Here is an 887-nt window from a genome sequence, read left to right on the forward strand (position 1 = left end):
GTGTTATCCTGATCACGACCAAAAAGGGTCGTAAGGGTTTAGGTGTGACTATCAATGCTGGCATTACAGGTGGCAGAGTAGATAAGAGCACGTTTATTAAATATCAGAAAGAGTACGGTGGCGGATATGGTCCTACGTTTGCATCCACGGATGTGGACGGTGACGGAGTAAGAGACCGGGTAGTGCGTTTGAGCCATGATGCTTCGGCAGGCCCACGTTTTGATCCAAACTTGCTGGTATTTCAATCAGATGCATTTACACCAGGCAACCCTAATTTTGGCAGAGCAACGCCTTGGGTAGCTGCTCAAAACGACCCTTCGTCATTTTTTCAAGATGCTATTACATTGAATAACAGCATTGCTATCAACGGTGGAAATGACAACGGATATTTTAAGCTCGGTTATAACAGCATCCGTGATAAGGGTATTTTGCCCAACAGCAATGTTAACAAGAACATTGTCAATTTCGCTGGGTCGTTGAACTTAACGCCTCGTTTGACCACAAGCGCTTCCGTTAACTTCTCGCAGGTAGACGGCAAAGGCCGTTACGGCACTGGTTATAGCGGGAACTATGGCGACAACCCTATGACCAACTTCCGTCAATGGTGGCAGACAAACGTTGATATCAAGGAGCAGAAAGCCGCTTACGAGTATCAGAAGCAGAATGCAAGCTGGAATCTAAGCTCGCCTACCAACCGGGTACCACAATACTGGAACAACCCTTATTTCAACCGTTACCAGAACTACGAGACTGACTCACGCTACCGGACTTTTGGCAACGTGGTAACGACATACAAATTTGCCGATTGGTTTAACGTGCTAGGTCGCGTAACGCTCGACTCGTACGACGAAATACAGGAGGAAAGACTGGCCGTAGGCTCAGTAGGG

General features: G+C 47.4%; 1 pseudogene. It reads left to right on the plus strand.

The window, feature by feature from the left end:
• Positions 1 to 887 (plus strand): annotated as a pseudogene (locus J4D97_RS23080) (SusC/RagA family TonB-linked outer membrane protein); the annotation flags it as partial.

The sequence above is a fragment of the Hymenobacter defluvii genome, from assembly GCF_017589435.1.
Taxonomy (GTDB): Bacteria; Bacteroidota; Bacteroidia; order Cytophagales; family Hymenobacteraceae; genus Hymenobacter; species Hymenobacter profundi.